The following is a 20113-nucleotide window of genomic DNA, read 5'->3' as shown; positions in this document are numbered from 1 at the left end:
ACGGAAACCGACATGATTGATGACAATGCACGCGCCAGCCGGCAGACCGCAGACCAGCGGCCAGCCCTGGAGATTTCCTTCGAGTTCTTCCCGCCCAAGACCGATGCGATGGAAGAAAAATTCTGGGACACGGTGCACAAGCTGGCGCCGCTCAAGCCCCGCTTTGTCTCGGTGACCTATGGCGCGGGCGGCACGACCCGCGAGCGCACGCTGCGCATGGTCAGCTCGATCAAGGCCGATACGGGCGTGGATGCGGCAGCGCATCTGACCTGCGTTGGCGCCAGCCGCGCCGAGGTCGATGCGGTGGTGCGCGGCTATCAGGCGGCGGGGATCAACCGCATCGTGGCGCTGCGCGGCGATCCGCCGGAGGGCGTGGGCCAGCCGTTCACGCCCCATCCCGAGGGCTATCAGAATGCCGCGGACCTGGTGGGTGGCCTGCGCCGCATCGGCGACTTCGACATTTCCGTGGCGGCCTATCCGGAAAAGCATCCGCAGAGCCCGGACTGGTCCACCGAGATGGACAATCTCAAGCGCAAGATCGATGCCGGCGCCAACCGGGCCATCACCCAGATGTTCTTCTCCAATGGCGACTATCTGCGCTATCTGGAGCGGGCGCGGGCGGCCGGGATCACGGCGCCGATCGTGCCGGGCATCCAGCCGGTCCATAGTTTCAAGCAGATTTCGAGCTTTGCCGCGCGCTGCGGCACCTCGATCCCGGCCTGGCTGGCCGAGCGTTTCGAGGGCCTCGACGAGGAGCCGGAAACCCATGCGCTGGTGGCGTCGGCCGTTGCCGCCGAGCAGGTGACAGAACTGCTCGACGAGGGCGTGACCGAGTTCCACATCTATACGCATAACCGCTCGCCGCTGGCCCTGGCGCTGGCGCGCATCCTGGGCCGTCGCCCGGCTGTTTGAGGCGGTCGGTCGCGGCGGGGTGTGGCTTGGCCAGGGCCGGGACGGGATCACTTTGTGATCGCGCCGGCGGGCAATTAACCTTGCGTTCACCATGATCTGGTGCCATCAGGCCGCGGCCCATGACGGGCGGCGGCCTCTTGGGCGTCGTTCAGCCTGGGTTCAGCCCGGTGCGTCCAGGCTGCCATAGCGCCCCGATTTCACATTGTGGCCACGAAAAGCGGGCTGATTGCCACCCTTGCGGGCCGGCAGCGGCCAAACGAGACGGGACCAATGCCATGAAAATCGATCGCCGCGTCACCAATGGCCTGGCCTGGGCCGGAGCCCTGATCGTGGTTGCCATTCCCACTGCCGACCTGGTGTCGAGCCAGCTGATGGGCGGCACTGCGCGTCCGGCGCAGGTGGCCATGGTCGATGCGCCCGCCACTGTTCCCGCTAGCAAGACTGCACCGATGCCGGCGCCGCTGAGCCAGCGTCCGGCTGCCACCGAGGTGGCTGCGGTGGCCCCGGCTGCCGTTGCCAAGCCGGCTGTGGCTGCCCCGGCGGCGACGCCTGTCGCGCCCGCTGCCCAGGCGGCCGCAAAGCCAAGCCAGCCAGCTGCTGCCAATGGCGATGTGGTCAGCACCTATCTCAATTCGGGTCGCAAGCTGCCCAGCTATATTACCGATGGCAGCACGGCGCCCCAGCCGGCCGTGACCAGCGCGCCAGCGCCTGCCGCCGTGCCTGTGCAGCCGGTCGCGGTCGCACCGGCGCCCGTCACGACTCCGCCGGCCGCAGCGAGCGATCCGGTGGTGGTCGGCTCGATCGGGCCGCAGCAGGCGGCGCCCATGCCCATGCCGCTGTCGATGCGGCCGCGCCCGGTGGCCGCTGCCACGCCGACGCAGACGGTAGTGGAGCCGGTGGTGCTGCCGCCCGCCGAGCTGACCGCCGAGGATTTGAATGACTGGGAAACCGGTCCGCTCGCGGAGTTCCTGGCCAAGCGGCAGGGCAAGGCCCAGCAGGCCAAGCCGCTGCCGGCCGAGTATGATGCTGATGGCTTTTTCCTCGACCAGGGGCCCAATCGCAATGGCGACCGGCTGATCGGCCCCGCCGAGCCGCAGGGCTTCTGGGGTTTCCAGTAACGCAGGGCAGGTGTGAGGCGCGGCGCTGGACCGGGGCGACAACAGCGTCTATCGTGCGGCCGCTGATTGCGCGGGTGGTTTGAGTCCGGGCGATGACCTGAGAGGCGCTGCGGAGGCCCCACGCATGCGCAAGCCTGAAGAGAACATGGATATGTGGCAGAAACTGTCCGACTTCGTCGGCTCGTTCAGCCATCGTACAGGCCTTGCCGGTTCGCTGGTCAACGCCCTGGACCCCGACAATTGGCTGCCCGGCGGCCGCGACGCTGCGTTCACGCTGGCGCTGATTGCGCTTGCCGCCAAGATGGCGGTGGCCGATGGCGTGGTGACGGCATCCGAAGAGCGCGCCTTCCGCGCCACGGTGGAGATCGCCGCCGGCCATGAGGACCAGGTTGTGCGGGTGTTCAACCTGGCCAAGCAGGATGTGGCCGGCTACGACGCCTATGCCCGCAAGGTGGCGCGGTTTTTCGTCTCGAGCCCGGAGACGCTCGAGCATGTGCTGGACAGCCTGTTCTTCATCGCCACAGCCGACGGCATGGTGCATGAGGCCGAGCTCGACTACCTCAAATCGGTGAGCGACATCTTTGGCTTTGACGATGTGCGCTTCGAGCAGATGGCCAGCCACCATGTGCGGCTGGAAGCCGGCGTTGATCCCTATGCCGTGCTGGGCCTGTCGCCCGATGCCTCCGAGCATGAGGTCAAGCGGGTCTATCGCCTCTTGGTGGCCGAGCACCATCCGGACCGGCTGATTGCCCGCGGCGTGCCGGAAGAATTGATCGATGTGGCCACGGCGCGCATGAAGTCGATCAACCTGGCCTATCAGGCCCTGACCAAGCCGGTGGCGCAGCCGCTGCTGACCGGCGCTTGACGGCGCACCACATACCTCTCTACACCACGCCAGCCAGTTGACCGGGTGGCCGCTGGCAGTGGGGTAACCTGCTGCTGGAGGAAAGTCCGGGCTCCATCGAAACACGGTGCCGGATAACGCCCGGCGGGGGCGACCCCAGGGAAAGTGCCACAGAAAGTAAACCGCCCCGGCATGCCGGGGTAAGGGTGAAAGGGTGCGGTAAGAGCGCACCGGGTGTCCAGCAATGGAGATCGCACGGTAAACCCCACCGGGAGCAAGACCAAATAGGGATGACGCGGAACTTCGGTTCCAGCCGGTTTTGAGGCCAGATCATCCGGGTTGGTTGCACGAGGCGTCTGGTAACAGGCGTCGCAGATGAATGGCCGCCACGTCCACGCCGCAAGGCGCGGGCCCTACAGAACCCGGCTTACAGGTCAACTGGCGTTTACCTTTCCAGCCCGCATCACGCCCCCGCACAGGGCGCTCAGGCGCACTCGCAAAGCTGCGGCGCCAGTGGAAATCGGGCTGTGCAAACCACCATGGGAAACAGAATCTTAAGCGTCATGAGGCAGATTGCCACGATGCGTTTAACCGGCAGCATGCGCCGGCAGTGGAGTAGTCAATGTAATGGGCAAGCGTTCCATGCCCGAAACCAGCCCCGACGCCGGCCCGCATGTCCCCGTCCTGATCGATGAGGTGATCGCGGCGCTGTCGCCCCTGGTCGGCAAGCGGATCGTCGACGGCACATTCGGCGCTGGCGGCTATTCGCGGGCCCTGCTGGAGGCCGGGGCCATGGTGGTGGCCATTGACCGCGACCCGAGCGTGAAACCCTTTGCCGATGCGCTGAGCGCCGAATTCGACGGCCGCTTCACCTTTGTGCCCAGCACGTTCTCCGAACTCGACACGCTGGCGGCCCCGCTTGGGCCGATCGATGGCGTGGTGCTCGATATCGGCGTGTCGTCCATGCAGCTCGACCAGGCCGAGCGCGGCTTTTCCTTCATGCGCGAGGGACCGCTCGATATGCGCATGAGCGGGAAGGGCGAAAGCGCCGCCGATCTGGTCAATGGGCTGGAGGCCGAGCAGCTGGCCAATCTGCTCTATGCCTTTGGCGAAGAACGTAAATCGCGCCGCATTGCCCAGTTCATCGTGGCGGCGCGCGAGACCGCGCCGATTGCCACGACGATCGAGCTGGCCCGCATCATCGAAAAGGCCATCGGCCGCAAGCCGGGCGATGCGCATCCGGCGACGCGCTCGTTCCAGGCGCTGCGCATTGCCGTCAATGCCGAGTTCGACCAGCTGGTGGAAGCGCTGTTCGCAGCCGAGCGCCTGCTGGGCGAAGGCGGCACGCTGGCGGTGGTGGCATTCCATTCGCTGGAAGACCGCATCGTCAAACGCTTCTTTGACCCCGACAAGGGCGGCCCGGCGCAGTCGCGTCACCTGCCGCAGGTGGTGGGCGAAGCCCGCCGCTGGGTGGATGTGGCCAAGGCCCGCAAGGCCGGCGACAGCGAAGTGGCGCGCAATCCGCGGGCGCGTTCGGCCATTCTGCGGGCGGCGCATCGCTCTGACGCGCCCGCCCGCCCGGTCAGCGCCGAGGGGCTCAGCGTTCCCAGAATCCGGGACGCATCATGATCCGCAATCTCAACATCATCCTGATCTTCAGTGCCATCGTGATGCTGGCGGGCGTCTATACGCTCAAGTTCTCCATCGAGAACACGGCCAGCCAGCGCACGGCGCTGATTGCCCAGATCGATGAGCAGGAGGGGCAGATCTCGCTGCTCAAGGCCGATGAGGCGGTGCTCAACCAGCCCGGCCATATCGAGCCCATCGTCAAGCGGCATCAGCTGGCGCTGGCCATCGAGCCGGTGCGCCAGGAGCAGTTCGGCAGCCTGGCTGACCTGCCGATGCGGCCGGCCAAGCCCAATTCGGCGGCCATGGATTCGCTGTTCCAGTCGCTGGAAGCGGGCGTTGATCCGATTGACGCAATATTGAGCCTGGAGGGGATCGAGTAATGGCGATGACCGCAGAACAGCTCAGTGCCACCATTGCGCTCGACGGCGCGCGCAAGGTGCGCGGCAATCTTACCCAGGCCCGTATCCGCTGGATGGTGCTGGCGATCCTGCTCGGCTTTAGCCTGGTGGGCGCGCGGCTGGTGCAGCTGGGCCTGACCGAGACCGATTCCGCCATCGAAGGCCAGGCGCGCGACGTGATCACCGCGACGCGGCCGCCGATCCTGGACCGCAACGGGCTGGAAATGGCGGTCGATATCCGCGTGCCCTCGCTCTATGCCGAGCCGCGCCGCATCATCGATGTCGAAGAGGCCGTGCGCAAGCTGCGCACCGTGCTGCCCAATCTCAGCGAAAGCTGGCTGCGCGAGCGGCTCAGCGGCGACCAGGGCTTTGTGTGGGTGCAGCGCGAGCTGTCGCCGAGCATTGAAGAGAAGGTGATGCGGCTGGGCATTCCCGGCATCGACTTCATCACCGAATCCAAGCGCTTCTATCCGGGCATGACCGAGGCCAGCCATATTCTGGGCTCGACCAATATCGACAACCGCGGCATTGCCGGCATTGAAAAGCATATGGACAGCGAGGACATCGCCCTGCTGCAGGACCTGGGCCTGGCGCGTGGCAATGCGCTGGCGCCGGTGGAGCTGAGCGTGGACATGCGCGTGCAGCATGTGATGCACGAACAGCTGGTGGATGCGATGACCCGCTATCAGGCCATCGCGGCGGCCGGCGTGATGATGGACATCCATACCGGCGAGATCATCGCGCTGGCCTCCGTCCCAGACTTCAACCCCAATGAGCCGGCGACGGCGCTGGTCAAGGACAGTTTCAACCGCATCACGGCGGGCATTTTCGAACCCGGCTCGATCTTCAAGACGGTGACGATGGCGGGCGCGATCGACAGTGGTGCGGTCAAGCTGACCGATGAGTTTGATGCCCGGTTCGGCGTTCGGTTCGGGCGCTTCACCATCGAAGACTTCCATGGCAAGCATCGTATCCTCAAGCTGCCAGAGGTCTATAAATACTCGTCAAACGTCGGAACGATCCATGTGATGCAGGCCATGGGCAAGGATAATTTCCGCGCCTTCCTGAGCCGCGTGGGCTTTGATGCCCGGGTGCCTTTCGAGCTGCCGGAAATGCGGCTGCCGACCGTGCCAAAGTCGTTCTCCGATGTTGGTGCCGCCACCGCGTCGTTCGGGCACGGCCTGTCGGTCTCGCCGCTGCACATGCTGACGGCCTATGCGGCGTTCGTGAACGGCGGCAATTATGTTCCGCCCACGCTCTACAAGCGCAGTGTCGCGGAGGCCGAGCCGCTATACCGTCGCGTTATCCAGCCAGAGACCAGTGAAGCCATCCGCTACCTGATGCGCCTCAATGCCATTGGCGCGGGCGGTTCGGGTTCGCAGATGAACAAGTTGGCGCTCGGCTTTCGGGTTGGCGGCAAGACCGGCACGGCCGAAAAGGTCGTGGACGGCCGCTATTCGTCCAACAAGGTCACGAACTTTTTCGGGTCGGCTTTTCCGCTCGAAAATCCCCGCTATGCTATGGTCATCATGGTTGATGAACCCAAGGCGGAAAATCCTCAGTCCGGAACCACTGCAGGCTGGAATGCCGGCACGGTGACGGGCCGCATCGTGCAGCGCGTCGCGCCGATGCTCGGCATTGCGCCAGACTTTTCGCCGCTTCTTGACGAAAGCCTAGTCCCGCCTGCCCTGCAGGGCGGCCCCGTCGGCTCGCACTTCAACTGATCCAGAAGGATTTGACCCTTTGTCCCTCAGCGTAACCCAACTGCTTGAAGGTTCCGGCGCCCGCCCCAAGAAGGGCCTGGGCGCGGTCTTCGGTCTGAATTCGGACAGCCGCCGCATCGAGCCGGGCGATATCTTTTTCGCGCTGCCGGGCGCCAACGCCCATGGCAACCAGTTTGTCGCCGATGCGGTGCGCCGCGGCGCTCTGGCCATTATCAGCGACACCGCTCCGGTGGGTGATCCGGGCGTGCCGGTGGTGATCGTCAAGGATGTGCGGGCCGCCTATGCCCGGGCCGCCTCGCGCGTCTATGAACCGCAACCGGAAATCACCGTGGCGGTGACCGGCACCAGCGGCAAGACCTCGGTGGCATCGTTTGTGCGCCAGATCTGGACCTATGCCGGCATTCCGGGCGCCAGCATCGGCACGCTGGGCGTGGAGACGGCGAACCGGCTGATCGAAGGGAGCCTGACCACCCCGGATTCGCGCACGTTGCACCAGTCGATGCGGGCGCTCAAGGCGCAGGGCATCGACCATGTGGCGCTGGAAGCCTCCAGCCATGGCCTCGACCAGCGGCGCCTCGACGGCATCCATTTTGAAGCGGTGGCCTTCACCAATCTCAGCCACGACCATCTCGACTATCACGCCGACATGGACGAATACCGCAATGCCAAGCTGAGGCTGTTCACGGACCTGCTGGTCGACAGCGGTCCGGCGGTGGTCAATGTCGATGACCCCGAATACGAGCCCTTCATGTTCGCCGCGCTCAGCGCCGGCGCGACGCTGCTGACGGTGGGCCGCGAGGGTGCCTATATCGAAGTGCTCTCGATCGAGCCGGAGGGCTATGGGCAGCGCGTGGTGGTGCGCCATGTGGGCGAGAAGATGAGCTTCCATCTGCCGCTGACCGGCGAATTCCAGGTGTCCAATGCCATCATCGCGGCGGCGCTGGCCATGTCGACGGGTGTCGACAAGTCGGTGGCCATCCCGGCCCTCAGCGAGCTCAAGGGCGCCAAGGGGCGGCTGGAGCTGGTGGGCGAGCATAATGGCGCGGCCATTTTCGTGGACTATTCGCACAAGCCGGGCGCGCTGGAATCGGCGCTGGCCTCGCTGCGTCCCTATGCCAAGAACAAGCTGCGGGTGGTGTTCGGCGCCGGTGGCGACCGCGACAAGGCCAAGCGCCCGATGATGGGCGCGGTGGCCAAGCGCATGGCCGACGATGTCATCGTGACCGACGACAACCCCCGCACCGAGGATCCGGCGAGCATTCGCGCGGCGATCCTGGCGGAAGCCAAGGGCGCCAAGGAGATCGGCGACCGCGGCGAGGCCATTCGCACGGCCATAAAATCGCTGCAGAAGGGTGATGTTCTGCTGGTGGCCGGCAAGGGCCACGAGAACTACCAGATCATCGGGACCACCAAGCAGCACTTCAGCGACCATGAGGTCGTGCTGGAGGCCATCAAGGGATAGTCGCTTGAGCGTTTGGCGCACCTGGTCTGACGCCCTCCCGCGTGCGGGACGGGATGAAGAGGGTGGCCGGCGCGTGCAGGATATTGTACCCGAACGTCACCCTATCCCGGCTGCCCCCATCGCGGGGGCGGTGCTGCATCGCGCAGGCAGAGACGTCTGATGACCAAGCCCCTCTATACCCTTGCCGAAATCCTGGCCGCGACCGGCGGCACGAGCGATCTTGATCCGGCGCTGCCGATCAATTCGGTGTCCATCGATTCGCGCGAGCTCGGTCCCGATGCGCTGTTTGTCGCCATCAAGGGCGACCGCTTCGACGGGCATGATTTTGTTGACACGGCGCTGGCCAATGGCGCGGCGGCGGCTTTGGTGAGCCGGGGCGAAGGGCCGGGGCGCATCGTGGTCGAGGACGCGTTGGGTGGCCTGCGCGACCTGGCCAGGGCAGCGCGGGCGCGCAGCGGCGCCATTGTAGTTGGCGTCACCGGCAGCGTGGGCAAGACCACCACCAAGGAAGCCATCCGCGTGGTGCTGGAAGCGGCCGGGCCGACCCATGCCTCGATCAAGAGCTTCAACAATCACTGGGGCGTGCCGCTGATGCTGGCGCGGCTGCCGCAGGCGGCCGAGTTCGGCGTGTTCGAAATGGGCATGAGTGCGCCCGACGAAATCCGGCCGCTCAGCCAATTGGTGCGGCCGCAGATCGCCGTCATCACCACCGTTGCGCCAGCGCATTTCGAGGCCTTTGGCAGTCTTGAGGGCATTGCCCGGGCCAAGGCGGAAATCTTCGAGGGCCTGCTGCCAGGCGGCACGGCGGTGCTCAATGCCGATCACGGCCAGATCGAGCTGCTGCGCGACGCAGCCCGGGCGGCGGGCGTGGCTCATATTGTCACCTATGGCGAAAGCGCCGGGGCGGACTGGCACATCAGTGCGATCACCGGCGATGCCGAAACGGCGCGCGCCACCATCAGCCATGGCACGGCGCGGTTCGACCTGGCGCTCAATGTGCCGGGCCGGCACATGCTGGCCAATGCCACGGCGGCGCTGGCGGTTGCCCATATTGCCGGGGTCGAGCGCGCGGTGGCGCTGCAGGCGCTGGCGGGCTTTGGCGCGCAGGCCGGGCGGGGGCAGCGATTGCTGCTGGGGCCTAAGGACAAGCCCCTTTTGCTGATCGATGAAAGCTATAATGCCAATACCGCCTCGATGACGGCGGCGCTGGCGGTGTTTGCTGCGCAGGTGGCGCCGGGCGGACGCAAGATGGTGGTGCTGGGCGATATGCTCGAGCTGGGGCCACAGTCGGCCGAACTGCATGCCAGCCTTGCCGACGCGGTGCGCGCTTCGGGGGCAGATCGGGTTTATCTCGTTGGTCCGGCCATGGCGGCGCTGGCCGCGGCGCTGGGCGCGGGGCAGGTGGCGGCCCATGCCGGCACGGCGCGCGAGATGGCGGAGATCGTGCGCAATGACCTTGCCTATGGCGACGCAGTTATGGTCAAAGGGTCCAACGGCGTGGGGCTGGCAGGACTGATCGAGACGATCCGCGGGCAGTTCGGCAGCAACTGACCCCAGCCAACGAGGACACGCCTATCCATGTTGTATTTTCTCAGCCAGTTGGGCGACGCGCTGACGGCGCTCAACGTTTTCCGCTATATCACCTTCCGCACGGCGGGTGCGGTGATCACGGCGCTGTTCTTCGTGTTCCTGTTCGGCCCCGGCATGATTGCGCTGCTGCGCCTCAAGCAGGGCAAGGGCCAGCCGATCCGTGAGGACGGTCCGGCGGGGCACCTGCTGACCAAGAAGGGCACGCCCACCATGGGCGGGCTGATGATCCTGTCGGGCGCGGTGTTTTCGACGCTGATCTGGGCCAATCTGAGCAATGGCTATGTCTGGGTGGTGCTGTTCGTGACGGTGGGCTTTGGCGCCATCGGCTTTTACGACGACTATCTCAAGGTCAAGCGCATGAGCCACAAGGGCTTTGGCAGCAAGCAGCGGCTGCTGCTCGAAGCGCTGATCGGGGCCGTCGCCGCCTATGCGATTTCCCAGCTCAATGCCGGGCCGCACAGCAATGCGATGCTGTTCCCGTTCGTCAAGGACCTGGCCTTCAACCTGGGCTATTTCTACATCCTGTTCGGCGGCTTCGTGGTGATGGCCGCGGGCAATTCGGTCAATCTCACCGATGGCCTCGATGGCCTGGCCATTGTGCCGGTGATGGTTGCGGCGGCGTGCTTTGCGCTGATCGCGTACCTCGTCGGTAGTGTCAATTTCTCGGACTATCTGCTGCTCAACTATGTGCCCGGCACGGGCGAATTGGCGGTGGTTTGCGGCGCGCTGATCGGAGCGGGACTGGGCTTTTTGTGGTTCAACGCGCCGCCGGCGCAGATCTTTATGGGCGACACCGGCTCGCTCGCCCTGGGCGGCGCGCTGGGCACCATCGCTGTGGCCACCAAGCACGAAATCGTGCTGGCCATCATCGGCGGCCTCTTCGTGCTGGAAACCGTCTCGGTGATCGTCCAGGTGGCGTCCTTCAAGCTCACCGGCAAGCGCGTGTTCCGCATGGCGCCGATCCACCACCATTTCGAGCATCTCGGCTGGACCGAGAGCCAGGTAGTGATCCGCTTCTGGATCATCAGCTTCGTGCTGGCGCTGATCGGCCTGTCGAGCCTCAAGCTGCGCTGATGCGATGGGCAACTGGGTTGCCCATCCTCACTTTTCGCAAAACGCAAAAGCAATTGGCAAATCGGTAACCAACGGCCTGTTACAATTTACAGCAGTTTGTATCCAGTAGCCCGGCTTTGCCATGATGTTCTCCCGTGCCGATAAAACGCCCCTGGCGGAGTGGTGGTGGTCGATTGACCGGGAGCTGCTGGGCGCGCTGATCCTGCTGATGACCTGCGGCATGGTGCTGAGCTTTGCCGCCAGCCCGCCGGTGGCCGAGCGCATCGGGCTGAACGAATGGTATTTCGTGATCCGCCACGCCATGTTCTGCGCCCTGGCGCTGCCGGTGATGCTGGTGACCTCGCTGCTCAACCATCGCCAGGCGCGCATTGCCACGCTGGTGACGCTCGTGGTCAGCGTTGCGCTGCTGTGGGCCACGCTGAAGTTTGGCACCGAGGTCAAGGGCGCCCGCCGTTGGGTATCGTTCGCCGGCCAGTCGGTGCAGCCCTCCGAATTCGTCAAGCCGGCCTTTGCCGTGCTCAGCGCCTGGCTGTTCTCGGAATCGATGATCCACCGCAATGTGCCGGGCAAGATCCTGGCCACGGGCATCATGCTGGTGATCGTAGCCGGCCTGCTGCTGCAGCCCGATATCGGGCAGACGGCGCTGGTGACCGGCACCTGGGCGACGCTGCTGTTCCTGTCGGGGATTTCCTGGTTCATCATCTTCGGCATGGCCGGGGCCGCCGGGGCGCTGCTGTTTGGCGCCTATATGTTCTTTCCGCATGTGTCGCGGCGCATCGATACTTTCCTCAACCCCGACGGGGGCGGCAATACCTATCAGATCGACCGCGCGCTGCAGTCGCTGCTCGAAGGCGGCTGGTTCGGCCGCGGCCCAGGTGAATCGATCGCCAAAAAGCTCATTCCCGACGCCCATGCCGACTATGTGTTCTCGGCCGCTGCCGGCGAATTCGGCATTCTGTTCTGCATGGTGCTGGTGGCGCTGATTGCCTTTATCGTCATCCGCGCCATGATCGGGGCGCAGCGGCAGTCGAGCCTGTTTGCCCGCCTGGCCGCCTCGACGCTGGCGATCCAGTTCGCCATGCAGTCGGGCATTAATCTGGCGGTGAACCTCAACCTCATTCCGCCCAAGGGCATGACGCTGCCGTTCGTGTCCTATGGCGGCACCTCGATGATCGCGGTGGCCTTCGGCATGGGGCTGATGCTGGCCTTCACCCGCATCAAGCCGGAAGAGCGGCTGGCCACGGGCCTGCCGAGCTACAAGAGCGCCATTGCGCCGCTGGCGCCGGCAGAATGAGCAAGTTCACCCTTCTGGCCGGCGGCACGGGCGGTCATCTGTTTCCGGCGATGGCCCTTGCGCAGGAACTGGTGCGGCGCGGCCACCATGTCGAGCTGATGACCGACCATCGCGTGGAAAGCTATGGCGGGGATTTCCCGGCCAAGGCGGTGCATATCGTGCCGTCGGCGACGCCCAATCTGCGCAATCCGATCAAGTTCGTCGCCGGCGGGCTGACCATTCTGCGCGGCGTGGCCGTGGCCTTCTACAAGCTGGCGCGCAACCGGCCCGACTGCGTGATCGCCTTTGGTGGCTATCCGACCTTTCCGCCGTTCCTGGCCGCAAACCTCCTGGGTATTCCAGGGATATTGCACGAGCAGAATGCGGTGATGGGTCGGGCCAACCGGGCGCTGTGCGCCTTTGCGGACCTCTTGGCGCTGAGCTTTGCCAACACCAAATTTGCCGACAGCAAGCGCGTCGAGCAGGTGCTGACCGGCAATCCGGTGCGCGACCGGGTGCGGCTCGCCTCGGGTGTGGCCTATCCCAAGCTCGATGGCGACGGCCCGATCCGGCTGGTGGTGTTTGGCGGCAGCCAGGGCGCCAAGGCACTGTCGGAAATCGTGCCGCCGGCCGTTACGCTGCTGCCCGAGGCCATCCGCAGCCGGCTGCAGGTGTTGCAGCAGTGCCGTGCCGATGATCTGCAGAGCGTTGCCGAAATCTATCGCCAGGCCAAGATCAATGTCGAACTGGCGACCTTTGTGGCCGATCTGCCCGAGCGCATTGCCCAGGCCCATCTGGTGATCAGCCGGTCGGGCGCCTCGACCATTGCCGAGCTGACCGTGCTGGGACGGCCCGCTATTCTGGTGCCGCTGCCGGGCGCCATCGATGCCGACCAGAAGAACAATGCGCTGGTGATGGAGACGGCCGGGGGCGGCTGGGTGGCCGAGCAGGCCACGCTTTCACCGCAATCGCTTGGCACTCGGCTCACGAACCTGTTAACCGATCCGGCAATTCTGCCCAAGGCAGCCGCTGCGGCGCGCGCATTGGGCCAGCCTCGCGCCGTCGAGAAGCTGGCCGACGCCGCCGAACGCCTCGCCTGAGCCAAACAGCATGGAAACTGCGCTATGAAGATGCCCCGCAATATCGGCCCCGTCCATTTCATCGGCATCGGTGGCATTGGCATGAGCGGCATCGCTGAAATCCTGCATAACCAGGGCTATACGGTGCAGGGCTCGGACGCTTCGCTGAACCCCAATGTGCAGCGCCTGCGCGACATGGGCATCAAGGTGGCCATCGGCCAGAGCGGGGACAATCTCGGCCAGGCCGAGGTGGTGGTGGTGTCCTCGGCCATCAAGAAGGACAATCCCGAGTTGGTGGCGGCCCGCGCCAAGGCGCTGCCCATCGTGCGGCGCGCCGAAATGCTGGCCGAGATCATGCGCTTCAAGACCGCCATTGCCATTGGTGGCACGCATGGCAAGACCACCACGACGACGCTGGTGGCGACGCTGCTGGACGCGGGCAATCTCGACCCGACCGTGATCAACGGCGGCATCATCAATGCCTATGGCACCAATGCCCGGCTGGGCGGCGGCGAGTGGATGGTGGTTGAGGCCGACGAGAGCGACGGCACCTTCGTCAAGCTGCCCGCTGACGTGGCCGTGGTGACCAATATCGACCCCGAGCATCTCGACCATTATGGCGATTTCGAAGGGGTGAAGAAGGCCTTCCACCAGTTCGTGGAGAATGTGCCCTTCTATGGCTTTGCCGTGATGTGCCTGGACCATCCCGAAGTGCAGGCGCTGGTGGGCGAGATCAAGGACCGCCGCGTCATCACCTATGGGCGCAATCCGCAGGCCGATGTGCGTCTGGTCGATCTCGAGACCATCGATGGTGTCAGCCATTTCTCGGTGGAAATCCGCGACCGTATCCGCATGACGCAGCTGCGCATCGACGGGCTGGAGCTGCCCATGCCGGGCGTGCACAATGCGCTCAATGCCACCGCCGCCATTGCCGTGGCCGACCAGTTGCATGTGCCGGCCGAGGCGATCCGCAAGGGGCTCAAGGGTTTTACTGGCGTCAAGCGCCGCTTCACCCGCACGGGCGTCGTCGGTGGCATCACCGTCATCGACGACTATGGCCATCACCCGGTGGAAATCGCCGCTGTGCTGCGGGCGGCGCGGCAGTCCACACGGCGCGATGTGATTGCGGTGGTGCAGCCGCACCGCTTCAGCCGCCTCCATGATCTGTTCGACGATTTCTCGGCCTGTTTCAACGATGCCGACACGGTCATCGTGGCGCCGGTCTATGCCGCCGGTGAGCAGCCGATTGCCGGCGTGACGCATGAAGAGCTGGTCAACCGCATCCGCGCCCGCGGCCATCGTGACGCCCGCGTGCTGGCCGGGCCGGAGGATCTCGCCGCGATGATCGCCGAGCGTGCCGCCGATGGCGATTATGTAGTGTGCCTGGGCGCGGGCAATATCACCCAATGGGCGGCGGCGCTGCCGGCCGAGCTGGGCGCGCTGATCGGGGAGGAGCCCAAATGAGCTATCCCGACCTGCTGCCGCAGTTTGCCAGTTGGATCGGTGAGGTGCGTGGTCGCCTGATCCCCAACCAGCTGCTGAGCGAAGTGACCTGGTTCCGCGTCGGCGGGCCGGCGCAATTGTTCTTCACGCCGGCCGACGAGGCCGACCTGGCCTATTTCCTCAAGCATTTGCCGGCCGAGATCCGCGTGACGGTGATCGGGCTGGGCTCGAACCTGTTGATCCGCGACGGCGGCATCGATGGCGTTGTCATCCGCCTCTCGGGCAAGGCCTTTGGCCAGATCGAGGTGCTGGACGATCACAAGATCCGGGTGGGCACCTCGCTGCCCGACGTCAAGGTGGCCACTGCTGCGGCGGAAGCCGGCATTGACGGGCTGACCTTTTATCGCGGCATTCCGGGCGGCATCGGCGGCGCGCTCTATATGAACGCGGGCTGCTATGGCACCGAGACGCGCGACCGCATGGTCGAGCTGCGCGCGGTGACCCGGCAGGGCGAGATCATTACCCTGAGCAATGCCGACATGGGCTATCTCTATCGCAAGTCCAACGGGCCGCGCGGCGCGGTGTTCACCTCGGCGGTGTACCAGGGCTTTGCCGGCGACCGCGACGAAATCCTCAACCGGATGCGCGAAATCACCGAAAAGCGCGAGGCCAGCCAGCCCACCAAGGCCAAGACGGGCGGCTCGACCTTCAAGAATCCCGATGGTCATTCGAGCTGGAAGCTGATCGACGCGGCGGGCTGCCGTGGCCTGCGGGTCGGCGGCGCCCAGATGAGCGAGCTGCATGCCAATTTCCTGCTCAATGTCGAGGACGCAACGGCCCATGACATCGAGACGCTGGGCGAGACCGTGCGCAACCGCGTGCGGGCCCATTCGGGCATTTCCCTGAGCTGGGAAATCCGCCGCATGGGCCATTTCCTGCCGGGCCAGGAGGTGCGCGAGTTCCTTGATGGCGCTGTGTTCACGGGGGCGGTGTGATGGCCGCCTCTCTCGTTACCAATGATAGGACCCAGCCATGAGCAAGCATGTCGCCGTTTTGATGGGTGGCTGGTCCAATGAGCGGCCAGTGTCGCTCAATTCGGGCCGGGAGTGTTCGCAGGCACTGCGCAATGCTGGCTACAAGGTGACCGAAGTCGATGTGGGCCGCGATATCGCCAATGTGCTGACCGCGCTCAAGCCCGATGTGGCCTTCAATGCGCTGCATGGCCCGTTTGGCGAGAGCGGCATGATGCAGGGCGTGCTGGAGCTGCTGGCCATTCCCTATACGCATTCGGGCGTGCTGGCCTCGGCGCTGGCCATGGACAAGCACCAGGCCAAGATCGTGATGAAGGCCGCCGGCGTGCCGGTGACCGACCATGTGATCGTGCCGCGCAGCGAGGCCGGGGCCGGGCATGTGATGGCGCCACCCTATGTGATCAAGCCGATTGCCGATGGCTCGAGCTTTGGCGTGCATATCGTGCGCCAGGGCGCCAATCGGCCGCCGCAGGAAGTGCTCAGTGCCGAGTGGAATTCGGGCGAGGACGTGATGGTCGAGCGCTATATTCCGGGGCGCGAGCTGACCTGCGCGGTGATGGGCGATGTGGCGCTGGGCGTCACCGAAATCGTCACCGACCTGGCCTTCTACAGCTACGACGCCAAATATGCCAAAGGCGGCTCAACGCACATTATTCCGGCGCAGCTGCAACCGAAAATTTACGACAAAGTGCAAAAGCTAAGCCTAGCCGCCCATGCGGCGATCGGCTGCCGAGGCGTGACGCGGTGTGACTTCCGCTACAACGACGCAGCCGGCCCCGATGGCGAACTGGTCTGCCTGGAAATCAACACCCAGCCAGGCATGACCGCCACATCGCTGGTGCCCGAGCAGGCTCTGCATGCCGGGCATTCCTTCGAAGAGCTGGTTTCCTGGATGGTGGAGGACGCGAGTTGCAACAGGTAAAGAGCGAGGCCTTTCTCGCTGGTGCGCGGGTCTATGACCCCCGGACCCTGCCTGTTCCTGTCCGCTCCCCCCGTCGTCGCATCGCCAACAATGTCGGCCGTGCCTGGGTGCTGCATCGCAAGGGCCTGACCCGCACCATGCTGGCCGTGGCGCTGCTGGTGGGCGCAACCGCACTCTATGAACTGCGCGAACCCATCCAATTGGGCGCCAGCAGCCTGGGCGAGCTGGCGCAGTCGCGCTTTGCTGCCGCCGGCTTTGCCATTGGCGAGATATCCATCACCGGCCAGACGCTGACCAGCGAACAGGCCATTTTCGACGCGCTCGGCGTCGAGCCGCAGACCTCCAGCGTCGGCTTCGACATCGAAGCGGCGCGCCAGCGCATTGCGGCGCTGCCGGCGATCGAGACGGTCAATATCCGCAAGACCTATCCCGATGGCCTGGTGGTGACGGTCACCGAAAAGCTGCCCGTGGCGCGCTGGCGCATCGATGGCATCACCTTTGTGGTCGATGCCAGCGGCGAGCAGATCGGCGAGGACAAGGGCGCTTATGGCGACCTGCCGCTGGTGGTGGGCGATGGCGCCAATGATGATGCGCTGGTGATGATCCGGGCGCTCGACCAATATCCCACACTCAAGGACGGGCTGGTGGCGCTGTCGCGCATCGCCGACCGCCGCTGGGACCTGATCTATGATACGGGCCTGCGCGTGCAGTTGCCCGAGCTGGGCGTGGCCGGGGCGCTGCGGCACCTGGTGACCTATCAGGACAGCTACCAGCTGCTCGACCGCGACCTCAGCGTCATCGACCTGCGCGTGCCCAGCCTGGTGGCCGTGCGGCCCAACACGTCCGACGAAGACACTTCCGACCAAGAAACCAAAAAGCCATGATGACCGATGCCATGACCTCGCGGCTGCGTCCCGTGCAACCCGGCAAGACCACGCTGGTGGCGGTGCTCGACATCGGCTCGACCAAGGTCTGCTGCGTGATCGCCCGCCTGACGCCGCGCGCCGAAGGCACCGCGCTCAAGGGCCGTTCGCATCGCGCCGAGGTCATCGGCTTTGGCTATGGCCCCTCGTCAGGCGTCAAGAGCGGCGTTGTCACCGATATCGAAAAGGCCGAGCACACCATCCGTGCCGTGGTGGGCATGGCCGAGCGCGCCGCCGGGCTGACACTGGAATCGGTGATCGTCAATGTGACGGCTGGCCGGCTGGGCTCGGAGACCTTCTCGGCCGCGGTGTCGCTGGACGGGCAGGAGGTCGAAAAGGCCGATATCCATCGCGTGCTGCGCGCCGTCAACGAGCGCTCGGTGCGCCCGGAACGCTCGATCATCCATGCGCTGCCGATCGGCTATGCCATTGATGGGCAGAAGGGCATCCGCGACCCCAAGGGCATGGTGGGCGACAAGCTCAGTGTCGATGTGGCTGTGGTCAGCTCGGAGACCCTGGCCATGCGCAATCTCGAACTGGTGCTGCATCGCTGCCATCTGCAGATCGAGGCGCTGATCGCCACCCCCTATGCCTCGGGCCTGGCGACGCTGGTCGACGACGAAGCCAAGCTGGGCGTGGCCTGCATCGATTTTGGCGGCGCCACCACCACGGTTTCGGTCTTCAACGAAGGCCATCTGGTCTATGCGGATGCCATCGCCATTGGCGGCCATCACCTGACGCTGGACATTGCCCGCCAGCTCTCGGTGAGCGTGGCCGATGCCGAGCGCCTCAAGACGCTTTATGGCTCGGTGCTGCCTGGCCAGGCCGACGAACGCGACCTGATCCCGATCCAGCCGGTTGGCGCCAGCCACGACGAGGCGCCGGGGCAGGTGGCCCGTTCGGTGCTGACCCGCATCATGCGTCCGCGCATCGAGGAAATCCTTACTGCCATTCGCGACCGCATGCAGGCGACTGGCATGATGGATGTGTGTGGCCGCCGCTTCGTACTGACGGGTGGCGCCAGCGAAATGACAGGCCTGCCGGAAGTGGCGCGGCGCACGCTGGCGCGCAATGTGCGCAATGGCCGCCCGATGGGCATCGCCGGCCTGCCCGAGATCGCCAAGGGCGCCGCCTTTGCCACGGTGGCCGGCATGCTGATCTATCCGCAGGTCTGCGCCAAGGAATATTCCGAGCCGCGCGGCAGCCGCAAGCTGACCGGCACGGACGGCTATTTCCACCGCGTCGGCAACTGGCTGCGCTCGAGCTTTTAGGCCATTTGCGTCTCAGTAGTCCCGGCCGGCATAGCGGTCTGGAAGCGCCGCGTCCGCATTATTGCCGATGAACCGTGCCCAGACACCGCCCGGGCGCCAGATGCTCTCCATGATCGCTGCTGATCGTGCCTTGTCGGGTCGGTCGCGGAACTGACGATAGACAAAGGCGCTCACACGGGCATTGTAGATACAATGCACATGGATGACCTCGTTGGCTGCCTCGGCCATCACAGCACAGTAACGCTCGAAGTCCACGTCACTCGGGGCCGTGAACTCAACGGGAATATGCGTGTAAACGATGCCCAAGGCGGCAAGCGAGCCTGGTTCATTTGGTAGCGCCTTCTCGTGGGTGTGGAGGCCCAGGTTGATGACCTGGGTTACCCCGAGTGCCTTGAGGCGATGCAATTGTGCTTCAGTGGGCTGACCGGAAGTCGTCAGGCGCGGCGTTACCCGTCGCCAGTTCAGGATCTCCACCGGGTCTCCGCCGGCAGCAAACAACGTGTCGCTATTTGTCATGGCATGTCCTCCTTGAGAAGATGCCCAGACGCGCGGCATTGACCACCGTGCTCCCCGGTGGTGCTCCACCTGAAAGCGTCAGTTGCACGGATAGAACTATCTTTGCCTGATACTAGAAAAGGTCAATGGGGTAGCCTGCTGATGGCGCGGCAAAGGTGTCCCGCGTACTCAGCAAGGGCATCGCCGCTGACCGGCACGGACGGCTATTTCCACCGCGTCGGCAATTGGCTGCGCACGAGCTTTTAGGCGCTAGCGTCCGGTTGCCGACACCAGCAGGGTGACGCCCAGCGCCGCAAAGGCGGCGCCGAAAACGGCCTCGGTGATCCGCCAGAACCGCGCATAGGCACGCGTTGCCGTGCCGGTGGAAAAGACCAGGCCATAGCCGCCATAGATCACCAGCGCCGAGACAGCCACCACTGGCCCGAAGGCGAGCACCTGCAGATTGCCCAGCCCGGCCCCGAACAGGAAGGTGGCAATGGCGGACCACATCAACGCCGCCTTGGGGTTGGTCAGCACCACGAGCGTGCCGCGGCGCCAGGCGCCCAGGGGCGACAGTGGCGCGAGCGAGGGCACGACATTGGTTGTGCTGCTGGTCAGCAGCGTGCGCAGGGCCTTGGCGGCGATGAACAGCAGGTAGAGCCCGCCCACCAGCTTGAGCACAGTCAGCGTCACCGGCACCGTGCTGAACAGGGCGCCCAGACCGAGGGCGACAGCGGCGGCCCAGATCAGCGAGCCGCTCGCGATGCCCAAGGCGACCAATAGTGCGTGGCGCCGGCCCTGGCCCAGCGCGACCGCAATAACGGCCATCATATTGGGCCCGGGTGAGATCTGCGCCAGGGCAACACCAAGCCAGGCCAGGAAGAAGGCATGTAGCATTGGCTCAATCTCCATGAGCTGTGGTCAG

Annotated in this window: 18 protein-coding genes, 1 other RNA gene and 1 riboswitch; of the genes, 17 read left to right on the top strand and 2 right to left on the bottom strand. The window is 65.2% G+C overall.

Features of this window, described 5'->3' with window-relative positions; genetic code table 11:
• Nucleotides 1–12: 12 nt before the first annotated feature.
• From metF to ftsA, 17 genes are all read left to right on the top strand, one after another.
• On the top strand, nt 13–912 hold the full coding sequence (gene metF / locus E8M79_RS14220; protein WP_137152526.1) for a methylenetetrahydrofolate reductase [NAD(P)H]: 900 nt from the start codon (nt 13–15) through the stop codon (nt 910–912).
• Nucleotides 913–1187: 275 nt separating this feature from the next.
• Nucleotides 1188–2030 (top strand): hypothetical protein, encoded by an 843-nt coding sequence (locus E8M79_RS18420; protein ID WP_171015864.1) that lies wholly within the window; start codon nt 1188–1190, stop codon nt 2028–2030.
• A gap of 124 nt (nt 2031–2154) precedes the next feature.
• Nucleotides 2155–2895, top strand: coding sequence for a molecular chaperone DjiA (locus E8M79_RS14205; RefSeq protein WP_248305002.1), 741 nt, complete (start codon nt 2155–2157; stop codon nt 2893–2895).
• 33 nt (nt 2896–2928) lie between these two features.
• An RNA gene (gene rnpB / locus E8M79_RS14200) (RNase P RNA component class A) lies at nt 2929–3320 on the top strand.
• Between the two features lie 181 nt (nt 3321–3501).
• Complete coding sequence (gene rsmH, locus E8M79_RS14195) at nt 3502–4503, top strand: 16S rRNA (cytosine(1402)-N(4))-methyltransferase RsmH (RefSeq protein WP_171015863.1); 1002 nt, start codon at nt 3502–3504, stop codon at nt 4501–4503.
• The gene (locus tag E8M79_RS14190) at nt 4500–4883 is read left to right on the top strand and encodes a hypothetical protein (protein WP_137152523.1); all 384 of its coding nucleotides are present in this window, start codon (nt 4500–4502) and stop codon (nt 4881–4883) included. The genes rsmH and E8M79_RS14190 overlap by 4 nt, the downstream gene beginning before the upstream one ends.
• Entirely contained in the window at nt 4883–6625 is a 1743-nt protein-coding gene (locus tag E8M79_RS14185) for a penicillin-binding protein 2 (protein WP_137152522.1), read from the top strand. Before E8M79_RS14190 ends, E8M79_RS14185 begins: the two co-directional genes overlap by 1 nt.
• A gap of 19 nt (nt 6626–6644) precedes the next feature.
• Complete coding sequence (locus tag E8M79_RS14180) at nt 6645–8087, top strand: UDP-N-acetylmuramoyl-L-alanyl-D-glutamate--2,6-diaminopimelate ligase (RefSeq protein WP_248305001.1); 1443 nt, start codon at nt 6645–6647, stop codon at nt 8085–8087.
• 159 nt (nt 8088–8246) lie between these two features.
• The gene (murF, locus tag E8M79_RS14175) at nt 8247–9638 is read left to right on the top strand and encodes a UDP-N-acetylmuramoyl-tripeptide--D-alanyl-D-alanine ligase (protein ID WP_137152521.1); all 1392 of its coding nucleotides are present in this window, start codon (nt 8247–8249) and stop codon (nt 9636–9638) included.
• A 27-nt stretch (nt 9639–9665) separates the two neighbouring features.
• Nucleotides 9666–10751 (top strand): phospho-N-acetylmuramoyl-pentapeptide-transferase, encoded by a 1086-nt coding sequence (gene mraY, locus E8M79_RS14170; protein ID WP_137152520.1) that lies wholly within the window; start codon nt 9666–9668, stop codon nt 10749–10751.
• A 124-nt stretch (nt 10752–10875) separates the two neighbouring features.
• Nucleotides 10876–12045, top strand: a complete 1170-nt coding sequence (locus tag E8M79_RS14165) for a putative peptidoglycan glycosyltransferase FtsW (protein ID WP_137153382.1) — start codon at nt 10876–10878, stop codon at nt 12043–12045.
• Nucleotides 12042–13124 (top strand): undecaprenyldiphospho-muramoylpentapeptide beta-N-acetylglucosaminyltransferase, encoded by a 1083-nt coding sequence (gene murG / locus E8M79_RS14160; RefSeq protein WP_137152519.1) that lies wholly within the window; start codon nt 12042–12044, stop codon nt 13122–13124. The genes E8M79_RS14165 and murG overlap by 4 nt, the downstream gene beginning before the upstream one ends.
• 24 nt (nt 13125–13148) lie before the next feature.
• Nucleotides 13149–14567 (top strand): UDP-N-acetylmuramate--L-alanine ligase, encoded by a 1419-nt coding sequence (gene murC / locus E8M79_RS14155; protein WP_137152518.1) that lies wholly within the window; start codon nt 13149–13151, stop codon nt 14565–14567.
• Nucleotides 14564–15541, top strand: a complete 978-nt coding sequence (gene murB, locus E8M79_RS14150) for a UDP-N-acetylmuramate dehydrogenase (RefSeq protein ID WP_137152517.1) — start codon at nt 14564–14566, stop codon at nt 15539–15541. The genes murC and murB overlap by 4 nt, the downstream gene beginning before the upstream one ends.
• Nucleotides 15542–15578: 37 nt before the next feature.
• Complete coding sequence (locus E8M79_RS14145; RefSeq protein ID WP_137152516.1) at nt 15579–16499, top strand: D-alanine--D-alanine ligase; 921 nt, start codon at nt 15579–15581, stop codon at nt 16497–16499.
• Entirely contained in the window at nt 16487–17383 is an 897-nt protein-coding gene (locus E8M79_RS14140; RefSeq protein WP_137152515.1) for an FtsQ-type POTRA domain-containing protein, read from the top strand. The genes E8M79_RS14145 and E8M79_RS14140 overlap by 13 nt, the downstream gene beginning before the upstream one ends.
• Nucleotides 17380–18693 carry a cell division protein FtsA gene (ftsA, locus tag E8M79_RS14135; RefSeq protein WP_137152514.1) on the top strand — a complete coding sequence of 438 codons (1314 nt, stop codon included), beginning with the start codon at nt 17380–17382 and terminating at the stop codon, nt 18691–18693. Before E8M79_RS14140 ends, ftsA begins: the two co-directional genes overlap by 4 nt.
• Before the next feature lie 12 nt (nt 18694–18705).
• On the opposite strand, the gene E8M79_RS14130 is transcribed toward ftsA, so the two are convergent.
• Complete coding sequence (locus E8M79_RS14130; RefSeq protein ID WP_137152513.1) at nt 18706–19209, bottom strand: protein tyrosine phosphatase family protein; 504 nt, start codon at nt 19207–19209, stop codon at nt 18706–18708.
• A gap of 15 nt (nt 19210–19224) precedes the next feature.
• A riboswitch (ZMP/ZTP riboswitch) is annotated at nt 19225–19305 on the bottom strand.
• A 153-nt stretch (nt 19306–19458) separates the two neighbouring features.
• Nucleotides 19459–20085, bottom strand: coding sequence for a LysE family translocator (locus tag E8M79_RS14125; protein WP_137152512.1), 627 nt, complete (start codon nt 20083–20085; stop codon nt 19459–19461).
• Nucleotides 20086–20113: the final 28 nt, after the last annotated feature.

The sequence above is a fragment of the Devosia sp. FKR38 genome (assembly GCF_005222805.1).
In the GTDB taxonomy this organism is placed as follows: Bacteria; Pseudomonadota; Alphaproteobacteria; order Rhizobiales; family Devosiaceae; genus Devosia.
Note: the sequence above shows the minus strand (reverse complement) of the source record. Positions and strands in the feature narration are given on the sequence as shown.